Consider the following 9,761-nt stretch of genomic DNA (forward strand, 5'->3'; position numbering starts at 1 on the left):
CAGCGAGGTACGAGTGAGGAGGCTTGCCAGTTCGTCCGCGGAAAGCGAGTAGATTCCATAACCATTTGAAAATCAACAATGGAATTTAACAGAGCCTAACTATAAGAAAAGAGCTCAACGGAGTCACCCCCGTTGAGCTTTCATTTTCTCTTCTTGAATCAAGGGAAGCGAGGGAATTGCCCAAAATCCGGCTTGCGCTTCTCTTTAAATGCGTCACGGCCTTCTTTCGCCTCATCTGTTGTATAGTAAAGAAGCGTTGCATCTCCCGCAAACTGCTGAAGTCCGGCAAGTCCATCGGTATCAGCATTCATAGCTGCTTTCAAGAAACGAAGAGCTGTCGGACTTTTCTCAAGCATTTCTTCACACCATTTCACTGTTTCTGCTTCCAACTGCTCTAACGGCACAACTGTATTCACTAAGCCCATATCCAAAGCTTCTTGGGCGTTATATTGACGGCATAGGTACCAGATTTCTCGCGCTTTCTTATGTCCGACGATACGCGCAAGATATCCTGAACCGTACCCTGCATCAAAACTTCCTACCTTTGGACCAGTTTGTCCAAACACAGCGTTATCAGCCGCAATTGTCAAGTCACATACCACATGAAGCACATGGCCGCCGCCAATCGCATAGCCTGCTACCATGGCGACAACAGGTTTAGGAATTACCCGGATTAACCGCTGCAGATCCAAAACATTCAATCTCGGAATTTCATCTTCCCCTACATACCCGCCATGTCCGCGGACACTCTGGTCTCCGCCGGAACAGAACGCTTTTCCTCCTTCACCCGTCAAAACAATCACACCTACACCCGAGTCATCTCTTGCTCTCGAGAATGCATCGATTAATTCCATTACCGTCTTTGGACGGAATGCATTATGTACTTCTGGCCGATTAATGGAAATCCTTGCGATTCCATTATAGTTTTGATACAAAATATCTTCATACTCGCGAACTGTCGCCCACTCTATTGCCATTACATCTCCTCCTTATGCTTTCAACAAAAACCTACTAATTATTTTACCAAACTTTTTGATATCTTCCACATGAATTGCATGCCCGCATCCTTTTATTATCTGCCAATCACCATTTTTCAATAGTTTTTGCATCTTACCGGCGATTCGGCAAAATTTATCATCAAGCTCTCCTGTCACAAGCAGAGTTGGAAAATCAAGATGTGGCAATTCATCCCACCAGGAAGGCTGGCTGCCGGTTCCCATTGCGATTAGACTGTTTGCCAAGCCTGTCTCGGAGTTTGAAAGCCGTTGTTTTCTCATGTCTCGGAGTTGTTCAGCAGTCAGGTTCCGCTGTGTTTCAAATAACGGAATGCTTTCCCAATAATCGACAAATCGATTCAGGCCAACGTGCAAAATCCGTTCTGCAAGCTCTTTATCCTGTCTCCTCCTCATTCTTCTTTCCTCGGCAGTTAAAAGTCCAGGAGAAGCGCTTTCGAGGATAAGTTTATTTATATATTGCGGAAACATACAAGCAAAGGTTAAAGCAAGCCTGCCACCCATCGAATAGCCAAGCATATCGACTTTTTCCAATTCCAAGACCTTAATAATATGTTGCAGATCCTTTGCGACTCTTTCTATTTTATAACGATTGCAGTCATCTGGCGAATCTGTGTCTCCATGTCCAATTAGATCGACCATAATAAGCTTGTGCTTGGAACCTAATAAAGGAACAAGTGATTTCCATGTTTCTCGGCTTCCGGTAAAACCATGCAAAAGCAGCATTGGCTCCCCTTCACCACTTATGTCAACATGATATCTTACACCATCGCTGACAATTTTCATTCTAATTCCTCACGTAACGCTTCCTTTATTTCCTGGGAAACATGACTCCACAAGTTTCGATGTTTTAAGACATTTGATTCTCTGTTTGTCGGCACTTCAATAACCTTTAGTCCGGGAATTTTAAAGGATTCTGCAAATGTTTCTGTGAATTCATCCCAATTACTAACGTTCGTGTACTTTCCTTCATAAAGAGCAACGGCATGGGCAAAGTTCAAACCGTGTGGAGTGCCAAATAACGTCTCAAAATAATCTTTTTCTAATGCTTGAGGTAAAAAGGAAAAAATACCGCCGCCATCGTTATTAATCAGTACGATTGTAATGTTGGTCTTCTGCAGCTTAGCAGCCATCAGGCCGTTCATATCGTGAAAGAAACTCACATCCCCAATAACTAACACGGTATTTTCCATTATGGTACTAACGCCAAGAGCTGTGGAAATTATACCATCAATGCCATTGGCGCCCCGATTGGCAAATATCCTAATTTCTTGGTCATTGGAAAAAAAGAATGTATCCAAATCCCTGATTGGCATACTATTCCCAACAAATAGGCTTGAGTTTTCCGGCATCAAGTCTTGAATCAATAAAAACAATTTACCTTCATCTAATGCTTGTTCCTCACGAATTGATGAAAGAGCATGTTTTGCTGTGTTATTCACTTTAAGCCATTTTTCCCGCCACGTACCGTCTTCATTCTTTCCAATTCGTTCTAAGACACTGCTGCAAAATGAGAGTTCATTGCTGTAAATCATTTCCGTGACCAGACCGGCAGGCTCTCTCCACCCGGCCCCACCATCCACTACCAGATGTCTTGCATGTCTATGTTTTTTTAAATAAAGCAAAAGGGCCTTTGAAACAGGCATGGCGCCGAAACGAAGTACCAAATCCGGATTAAGGACCTCCACTGCGTTGTCGTCACGGAGAAATGTATCGTAGCAGTCGATTATATTTTCCGAGTTTCGGCTCCCGCTCCTTATTTGGGATAAAGGGTCGGCTAAAATTGGAAAAGAAAGCTTTTCCGCTAATGAAATAACGGCTGCTTTTACTTCCTCATTTTTTAACTCACCGCAGACAATGATCCCCTGCTTGGATTCTGATAGGACATTTGCAATCGCTTGCAATTGTATAGGAGCTAGCGTCAGTTTCCCCCTTTCTACAGTTATCGCGGTTGCTTTTCTTTCCCTGTTTTTTCGATAATTCTTCACATCATCCATGAGCGGAACAAGCGGCTCACGGAGCGGAAAGTTCAAATGCACCGGTCCCGCTGGTTCATTTGCAGCTGTTGCTACCGCCCGCGCTCCAATTGTTCTCGCATATCTGATCATTTCCTCTGAATGTTCCGGAATCGCCATCTCGACAAACCATTTAACGTGCTTTCCATACATATGAACCTGATCGATTGCCTGTGGCGCGCTGACATCCCGAAGCTCATGCGGACGGTCAGCTGTCAGCACGACCAGAGGAACCCTCGAATAGTAGGCTTCAATTATTGCTGGATAGTAATTGGCGGTGGCCGTCCCTGATGTACAAACGATTGCAACTGGCTCGTGAAGCGCCTTTGCCAACCCGAGAGCAAAAAAAGCGGCTGATCGCTCATCAATATTCAAATGCACGGTAATATCCGGATGTTCAGCAAGCACCAGTGCCAAAGGAGTTGACCTTGAACCTGGACTAACGACAACATGTTTGACATCCGTCTGAGCAAGCTCATCTACAAAAGATGCGATATATGCGGTTAATACTTGTCTGTCATTCATGCACATTTCCTCCTAAGGCACTTAACATCGGCTTAAACTTAATAGCTGTTTCGATATATTCACTTTCCGGTGTCGAATCTTCGACAATGCCACAGCCGGCAAACAAAGAAGCTTCCTTCCCCTGTAATAAGGCCGAACGGATTGCGACCGCAAATTCACCGTTTCCATACGAATCTGTCCAACCGATCGGTCCCGCATAAAAGCCCCGTTCAAGCTGCTCTACTTCCCGAATCCGTTTAACCGCTTTTTCCTTTGGCAAACCGCCCAGAGCTGGAGTCGGGTGCAGCTTCTCAAGCATTTCAAAAATCGATACAAATTCATCGCATATTCCTTTTACAGGCGTATATAAATGCTGGATATGACGGTTTTTCATTAACACAGGACTCTCCGGAATCTGAACCGTCCCGCACACCGCTTTCATTGCTTCGCCAATCATGGAAACGACGTATTGATGTTCGACGAGATTTTTCTGGTCATGAAGCAATTCATGTCCAAGCCTTTCATCCTCTTGCTTATCTTTACCGCGGGCAATTGAACCTGCCAGGCATGTTGAAATCATTTCATTGCCGGTCTTTTTAATTAATCTTTCAGGCGAGGCGCCGATAAAACAATCACTGCCGACCTCCAGACTGAAAATAAAACTTGATTGCTGCTCGGCCGCTAATTTTTGTAAAACTTGTTCTGAATAAATTGGATTTTTGAAGACGAGTCTCATTTCTCTCGCCAGCACTAATTTATCCAAATCAGAACTTTTAATTTCGTCTATCGTCCCTGCAACGGTATCCTTCCATTGCTCAGGTGCTATTTCTTTTTTCGAAATAATTTCTTGAGGTCTATCTTCAATTTCAACTACACTGTTTATGATTGAATCCCGTTCATTTATCATCTTTATGAAGAGCTGCAGATGGTCTTCCGGCGAACAAATAAGGTTAGTGGTTAAGTATGCTTGTCCCTTCACAATCGATAGCATAAATGTGGGGATATAGAATAAATTATCTCCAAATTGATCCCACAATAGGGAACCACTTTTATTGTGATCAAAAGAAAAGCCTCCAAACAATAACGGCCCTGTAGCATCTTTACTTGAGACACCTGTCTTTATGGCACTTTTCATGATATCCTTCCAGCTACTTTCCACATTCGTAAATCGCGTGCTGCCAGCTGTCGCCTGAAGTTTCTCAACTTTACCTAAACCCGCTAGGATTATTTCTTTATTAGAATCTTGCCAAAAAAAGCGTTCACCCAAGTATTGTTCTCTTCCTGCCCGATAAAATGAAAAGGGGTTGATATGATCAACTTCTACAACTTCACTGAACAGGACGTTATGCTGTTTTCGTTTCGCTTCATCCAGTGCTGTTTTCAGCCCTTCAATCAACGCAGTTTCATGTGAGATTGCCAAAACAAATCCCCCTATTCTTTCCCTTTAAAAAGCTTTACAAACCTATTTAAAGATACACCTCGATTTGACTTTATGTCAATTATTCCAACGACTTTGGAATAATTTTGTCCACCTTACTTCCTTATTATATAATGAATCATGAAAACCTGACAGGATTCCGTACATTGCCATTTTTTATAGTAAAAAATACATTGACACTGCCCTCTCATTTTTCTACACTTATTTTGTAACGTTTTGTTCACATTTAGTTTCACGATATAATTTCAGAATATCTATATATACTTTTAAGGAGAGAAATCATGCAAACTCGAATTCACACAGATTCAACTCCGGTCCTTCCAGATAATAAACCCAATTGGAGGGTTTTATGGCAGCTGACTCGTCCACATACATTAACTGCAGGATTTGTGCCGGTATTGATCGGTACTGCACTCGCTATCCAGTCATATGATATCAATGTCTTGCTTTTTATCGCCATGCTGCTCGCCTGCCTACTTATCCAGGCTGCGACCAACATGTTCAATGAGTATTATGACTTTGTACGGGGTCTGGATACTGAAGAATCCATTGGCATTGGCGGCGCTATCGTGAGAGACGGCATGGCGCCAAAAACAGTCTTAAAACTCGCACTCTCTTTATACGGCATTGCTACAATGCTTGGGGTGTATATATGTATGGAATCCTCCTGGTGGCTCGCTCTCATCGGCTTGATTTGTATGGCGATAGGATATTTATACACCGGCGGACCATTGCCGATTTCATCCACGCCCTTTGGTGAGCTATTCGCCGGATTTTTCATGGGTTTTCTTATCATACAACTGGCTTTTTTTATCCAAACCGGAAACGTAACCACATTCTCTATATTGGTTGCCATTCCAATCGGCATATTAGTGGGTTTAATAAATCTGTCAAATAATATTCGCGATCTAGAAGGCGACAAAAAAAACGGTAGAAAGACGCTGGCGATTATAATCGGCCGTAAAAAAGCTGTATCCCTTCTCGGCTGGATGCTCACGCTTACTTATATATGGATTATATGTCTTGTCGCATTCGAAACTGTATCACCCTGGGTTTTGTTAGTATTGTTCAGTGTCCCAAAAGCCTTCCAAGCAACAAAAGGTTTTATTGGAAAGACTGTCCCAATTCAAATGATGCCTGCCATGAAAGCAACAGCACAAACGAATACATTCTTTGGTTTTCTTTTATCCATCGGCTTGTTTATAAGCTACTTCTTATAGTTTTTTCTTATCCTTGCTTTTGGCAAGGATATTTTTTTGAGGAGATAGAAAAGTTTATACTTTTCTATCTTCATCAATGCAACTACGCCTAATCTCCGCTTTGATGCTCGTCAATTCACGAGCTTTCTATACCTTCACAACGTGATGCTAAAATGTGGTTTGTTTTTCTCCTTAATAATTCGGGTATTGAATGTATAAGCAACTCAAATATATTCAAACGATAAGGAGAGCAAACCATATGGCTACTAGCGAACAAATTACTACTCTAAAAGACGAGCTGTTGAATCATAAAGAAGAACTGCAAGATAGAGTGACACACGATAGAGAGGATTGGCTGGGAGACAGTCAGAGTGATGCTGTCGGGGAATTGTCTGCATACGATAACCATCCGGCAGATATGGGAACGGAATTATTCGAACGCGAAAGAAACATGGCCATTGATAATCATGCAGAGTCAGAGATTGAGAAAATCGATTCTGCCTTACAGGCAATCGAGGATGGCTCTTATGGCACTTGCAAAATATGTGGAAAGGAAATCCCTTATGAGCGGTTAGAAGCTGTGCCAGCGACCCTATATTGTGTGGACCATACCCCCGAACAGAATGCGACCAAGGACCGTCCCGTGGAAGAAGAAGTGTTAGAACCTTCTCATGGGGATCACTTCGAAAACCGTCGGAAAGGCGATGACATTAACGATAAAGAAGATAGCTTTGGGGAAGTCGCCCGCTTTGGAACGTCTGAGACTCCTTCTGACTATACCGGAGACCATGAATCTTATGATACCTTATATAAGACAGAGAATGAAAATGATGGATTTACCGAGGAATACGAAAGCTTCCTGGGGAACGATATGGACGGTAAAAACAGAAAAGCCTATCCTTCAAAACAACAAGAAGAATATGAAGAAGTGCTGGATGAAGAAAATATCGAATCACCATTGGGCGATGTGCCTTACAAGCGCTCAGATGGGTATGTGGATGACGATAAAAAATAGTCGGCGATTCCCGCATAAATACAGAAAAGCAGCATACACTTGGTATGCTGCTTTTCTGTATGACCCCTACGGGATTCGAACCCGTGTTACCGCCGTGAAAGGGCGGTGTCTTAACCGCTTGACCAAGGGGCCGTGTGGCAGAGAAGAAGGGATTCGAACCCTCGCGCCGCTTACGCGACCTACACCCTTAGCAGGGGCGCCCCTTGAGCCACTTGGGTACTTCTCTATATGGCTCCGCAGGTAGGACTCGAACCTACGACCGTTCGGTTAACAGCCGAATGCTCTACCACTGAGCTACTGCGGAATGGTGGGCCTAAATGGACTCGAACCATCGACCTCACGCTTATCAGGCGTGCGCTCTAACCAGCTGAGCTATAGGCCCAATCGAAATATTGGAGCGGGTGATGGGAATCGAACCCACGACATCAGCTTGGAAGGCTGAGGTTTTACCATTAAACTACACCCGCATAATGAAAGGGGCGACTGATGGGAATCGAACCCACGAATGTCGGAACCACAATCCGATGCGTTAACCACTTCGCCACAACCGCCACAAAGAGAAATGTTGAAAAGGTGGCTCAGGACGGAATCGAACCGCCGACACAAGGATTTTCAGTCCTTTGCTCTACCGACTGAGCTACTGAGCCATATTAAAATATTGTTTAGCTAAACCTAAATGGATTTTGTCCTTTGTCCCCAACAAGTTGGGTACAACTCGGTGATCACTCATGGATGCTTTGCTTGTTGCTCTACCGACTGAGCTACTGAGCCAAATACTTTTTAAAAATAAAAATGGCGGTCCGGACGGGACTCGAACCCGCGACCTCCTGCGTGACAGGCAGGCATTCTAACCAACTGAACTACCGGACCATTATGATTGCGGGGACAGGATTTGAACCTGCGACCTTCGGGTTATGAGCCCGACGAGCTACCAGACTGCTCCACCCCGCGACGATATAAATTATGCAGTTTTGCTTATGCATTAAGACTTTCTAAAACTGTCCCGATCTCAGGAAGTAAACCAAGCAGTAGTTCGATCGGTACAACTCGCAGTTATATCAACGAAGTAACGCTCGTTGCTCCACCCCGCGACGGTAAAAATAGATGCAGATTTGTTTATGCACTAAGCTAAGAATTACTGGTTAAAAAACTATGGAGGAGGTAGAGGGATTCGAACCCCCGCGGGCTTTGACACCCCTGTCGGTTTTCAAGACCGATCCCTTCAGCCAGACTTGGGTATACCTCCATATTCAACAAAAATGGTGGACCTTGTAGGACTCGAACCTACGACCGGACGGTTATGAGCCGTCTGCTCTAACCAGCTGAGCTAAAGGTCCCTATTTAGATTGATATTATATCGAATCTCTATTTCCTTACTGTCTGTCCCCATCTCAGTAAGATTAATCAAGCAGACGCTCGATGGGTACAACTCGAAGCAAATTCATGGACGCTTTACTCGTTGCTCTAACCAGCTGAGCTAAAGGTCCCTTATATTTTATAAATGGTAGCGGCGGAGGGGATCGAACCCCCGACCTCACGGGTATGAACCGTACGCTCTAGCCAGCTGAGCTACACCGCCAAAATAAAATATATGGTTTATAAAATTGGTGGAGCCTAGCGGGATCGAACCGCTGACCTCCTGCGTGCAAGGCAGGCGCTCTCCCAGCTGAGCTAAGGCCCCAATATGGACATGGTCGGGAAGACAGGATTCGAACCTGCGACCCCTTGGTCCCAAACCAAGTGCTCTACCAAGCTGAGCTACTTCCCGTATGTATGGCGCGCCCGAAAGGAGTCGAACCCATAACCTTCTGATCCGTAGTCAGACGCTCTATCCAATTGAGCTACGGGCGCATATACATGTATAAATGGTGCCGAGGACCGGAATCGAACCGGTACGGTAGTCACCTACCGCAGGATTTTAAGTCCTGTGCGTCTGCCAGTTCCGCCACCCCGGCAAAAAAATAATATGGAGCGGAAGACGGGATTCGAACCCGCGACCCCAACCTTGGCAAGGTTGTATTCTACCACTGAACTACTTCCGCATGAATAATGCGGGTGAAGGGACTTGAACCCCCACGCCTTGCGGCGCCAGATCCTAAGTCTGGTGCGTCTGCCAATTCCGCCACACCCGCATACAAATATAAATGGTGAGCCATGAAGGACTCGAACCTTCGACCCTCTGATTAAAAGTCAGATGCTCTACCAACTGAGCTAATGGCTCGGTATATAAAATTGCTTAGCTGCTCTTGTTTTAAAGATGTGCTTCGTTTACCTCTTTGCAAGACGTAAACTCCGCAACTCGCAGCTTAATCATAGAAGCTTTGCTCGTCTCTACCAACTGAGCTAATGGCTCGAAAAAGTGGTGCCGGCAAGAGGACTTGAACCCCCAACCTACTGATTACAAGTCAGTTGCTCTACCAATTGAGCTACACCGGCATGGTGGAGGATGACGGGATCGAACCGCCGACCCTCTGCTTGTAAGGCAGATGCTCTCCCAGCTGAGCTAATCCTCCATTTATAAGCTTGGCGACGTCCTACTCTCACAGGGGGAGATCCCCCAACTACCATCGGCGCTGA

The 9,761-nt window shown here is 44.7% G+C and carries 6 protein-coding genes and 21 tRNA genes; 2 read left to right on the forward strand and 25 right to left on the reverse strand.

The features are described from left to right. Positions 1 to 158: 158 nt before the first annotated feature. From menB to D0463_RS17800, 4 genes are read right to left on the reverse strand one after another with little or no spacing between them, the layout of a single operon-like run. Positions 159 to 977: a 1,4-dihydroxy-2-naphthoyl-CoA synthase gene (gene menB, locus D0463_RS17785; RefSeq protein ID WP_117308709.1), complete on the reverse strand. Its 819-nt coding sequence runs from the start codon at positions 975 to 977 to the stop codon at positions 159 to 161. 12 nt (positions 978 to 989) lie between these two features. Further along, positions 990 to 1,799: a 2-succinyl-6-hydroxy-2,4-cyclohexadiene-1-carboxylate synthase gene (gene menH / locus D0463_RS17790; protein WP_117308710.1), complete on the reverse strand. Its 810-nt coding sequence runs from the start codon at positions 1,797 to 1,799 to the stop codon at positions 990 to 992. Continuing rightward, a complete protein-coding gene (menD, locus tag D0463_RS17795) occupies positions 1,796 to 3,553 on the reverse strand; it encodes a 2-succinyl-5-enolpyruvyl-6-hydroxy-3-cyclohexene-1-carboxylic-acid synthase (protein WP_117308711.1) in 1,758 nt (585 codons plus the stop codon). Before menD ends, menH begins: the two co-directional genes overlap by 4 nt. After that, positions 3,546 to 4,952 (reverse strand): isochorismate synthase, encoded by a 1,407-nt coding sequence (locus D0463_RS17800; RefSeq protein WP_117308712.1) that lies wholly within the window; start codon positions 4,950 to 4,952, stop codon positions 3,546 to 3,548. The genes menD and D0463_RS17800 overlap by 8 nt, the downstream gene beginning before the upstream one ends. 299 nt (positions 4,953 to 5,251) lie before the next feature. Between D0463_RS17800 and D0463_RS17805 the strand changes: the two genes are divergently transcribed. Both D0463_RS17805 and D0463_RS17810 read left to right on the forward strand, forming a co-directional pair. After that, positions 5,252 to 6,190, forward strand: a complete 939-nt coding sequence (locus tag D0463_RS17805) for a 1,4-dihydroxy-2-naphthoate polyprenyltransferase (protein WP_117308713.1) — start codon at positions 5,252 to 5,254, stop codon at positions 6,188 to 6,190. A 238-nt stretch (positions 6,191 to 6,428) separates the two neighbouring features. Further along, positions 6,429 to 7,184: a TraR/DksA C4-type zinc finger protein gene (locus D0463_RS17810; protein WP_117308714.1), complete on the forward strand. Its 756-nt coding sequence runs from the start codon at positions 6,429 to 6,431 to the stop codon at positions 7,182 to 7,184. A gap of 60 nt (positions 7,185 to 7,244) precedes the next feature. On the opposite strand, the gene D0463_RS17815 is transcribed toward D0463_RS17810, so the two are convergent. The 21 genes from D0463_RS17815 to D0463_RS17915 form a co-directional block, all read right to left on the reverse strand. After that, a tRNA-Glu gene (locus D0463_RS17815) sits at positions 7,245 to 7,316 on the reverse strand. Between the two features lie 3 nt (positions 7,317 to 7,319). Continuing rightward, positions 7,320 to 7,410, reverse strand: a tRNA-Ser gene (locus tag D0463_RS17820). Between the two features lie 3 nt (positions 7,411 to 7,413). Continuing rightward, positions 7,414 to 7,488, reverse strand: a tRNA-Asn gene (locus tag D0463_RS17825). Between the two features lies 1 nt (position 7,489). Continuing rightward, a tRNA-Ile gene (locus tag D0463_RS17830) sits at positions 7,490 to 7,566 on the reverse strand. Positions 7,567 to 7,577: 11 nt separating this feature from the next. After that, positions 7,578 to 7,651, reverse strand: a tRNA-Gly gene (locus tag D0463_RS17835). An 11-nt stretch (positions 7,652 to 7,662) separates the two neighbouring features. Next, positions 7,663 to 7,735, reverse strand: a tRNA-His gene (locus tag D0463_RS17840). 23 nt (positions 7,736 to 7,758) lie between these two features. Continuing rightward, a tRNA-Phe gene (locus tag D0463_RS17845) sits at positions 7,759 to 7,831 on the reverse strand. A gap of 146 nt (positions 7,832 to 7,977) precedes the next feature. Further along, positions 7,978 to 8,054 (reverse strand) — tRNA-Asp (locus tag D0463_RS17850). A gap of 7 nt (positions 8,055 to 8,061) precedes the next feature. Next, positions 8,062 to 8,135: transfer RNA gene (locus tag D0463_RS17855), tRNA-Met, on the reverse strand. 202 nt (positions 8,136 to 8,337) lie between these two features. Next, a tRNA-Ser gene (locus tag D0463_RS17860) sits at positions 8,338 to 8,430 on the reverse strand. Between the two features lie 14 nt (positions 8,431 to 8,444). After that, a tRNA-Ile gene (locus D0463_RS17865) sits at positions 8,445 to 8,521 on the reverse strand. 165 nt (positions 8,522 to 8,686) lie between these two features. Further along, positions 8,687 to 8,763, reverse strand: a tRNA-Met gene (locus D0463_RS17870). Positions 8,764 to 8,789: 26 nt separating this feature from the next. Further along, positions 8,790 to 8,865: transfer RNA gene (locus tag D0463_RS17875), tRNA-Ala, on the reverse strand. 10 nt (positions 8,866 to 8,875) lie between these two features. Next, positions 8,876 to 8,952: transfer RNA gene (locus tag D0463_RS17880), tRNA-Pro, on the reverse strand. Positions 8,953 to 8,958: 6 nt separating this feature from the next. Continuing rightward, positions 8,959 to 9,035: transfer RNA gene (locus D0463_RS17885), tRNA-Arg, on the reverse strand. Positions 9,036 to 9,050: 15 nt separating this feature from the next. Further along, a tRNA-Leu gene (locus D0463_RS17890) sits at positions 9,051 to 9,139 on the reverse strand. A gap of 12 nt (positions 9,140 to 9,151) precedes the next feature. Continuing rightward, positions 9,152 to 9,226 (reverse strand) — tRNA-Gly (locus D0463_RS17895). An 8-nt stretch (positions 9,227 to 9,234) separates the two neighbouring features. Further along, positions 9,235 to 9,316, reverse strand: a tRNA-Leu gene (locus D0463_RS17900). Positions 9,317 to 9,329: 13 nt separating this feature from the next. Then, positions 9,330 to 9,405, reverse strand: a tRNA-Lys gene (locus tag D0463_RS17905). 139 nt (positions 9,406 to 9,544) lie between these two features. After that, positions 9,545 to 9,620 (reverse strand) — tRNA-Thr (locus D0463_RS17910). A gap of 1 nt (position 9,621) precedes the next feature. After that, positions 9,622 to 9,697 (reverse strand) — tRNA-Val (locus tag D0463_RS17915). Positions 9,698 to 9,761: the final 64 nt, after the last annotated feature.

Source organism: Bacillus sp. V59.32b (assembly GCF_003429085.1).
In the GTDB taxonomy this organism is placed as follows: Bacteria; Bacillota; Bacilli; order Bacillales; family DSM-1321; genus Peribacillus.

What these genes read in the sequence shown, in the direction of transcription:
- D0463_RS17810 (WP_117308714.1), top strand. Translation starts at nt 6,429, where the DNA reads ATGGCTACTAGCGAACAAATTACTACTCTAAAAGACGAGCTGTTGAAT.
- menB (WP_117308709.1), bottom strand. Translation starts at nt 977, where the DNA reads ATGGCAATAGAGTGGGCGACAGTTCGCGAGTATGAAGATATTTTGTAT.
- menH (WP_117308710.1), bottom strand. Translation starts at nt 1,799, where the DNA reads ATGAAAATTGTCAGCGATGGTGTAAGATATCATGTTGACATAAGTGGT.
- menD (WP_117308711.1), bottom strand. Translation starts at nt 3,553, where the DNA reads ATGAATGACAGACAAGTATTAACCGCATATATCGCATCTTTTGTAGAT.
- D0463_RS17805 (WP_117308713.1), top strand. Translation starts at nt 5,252, where the DNA reads ATGCAAACTCGAATTCACACAGATTCAACTCCGGTCCTTCCAGATAAT.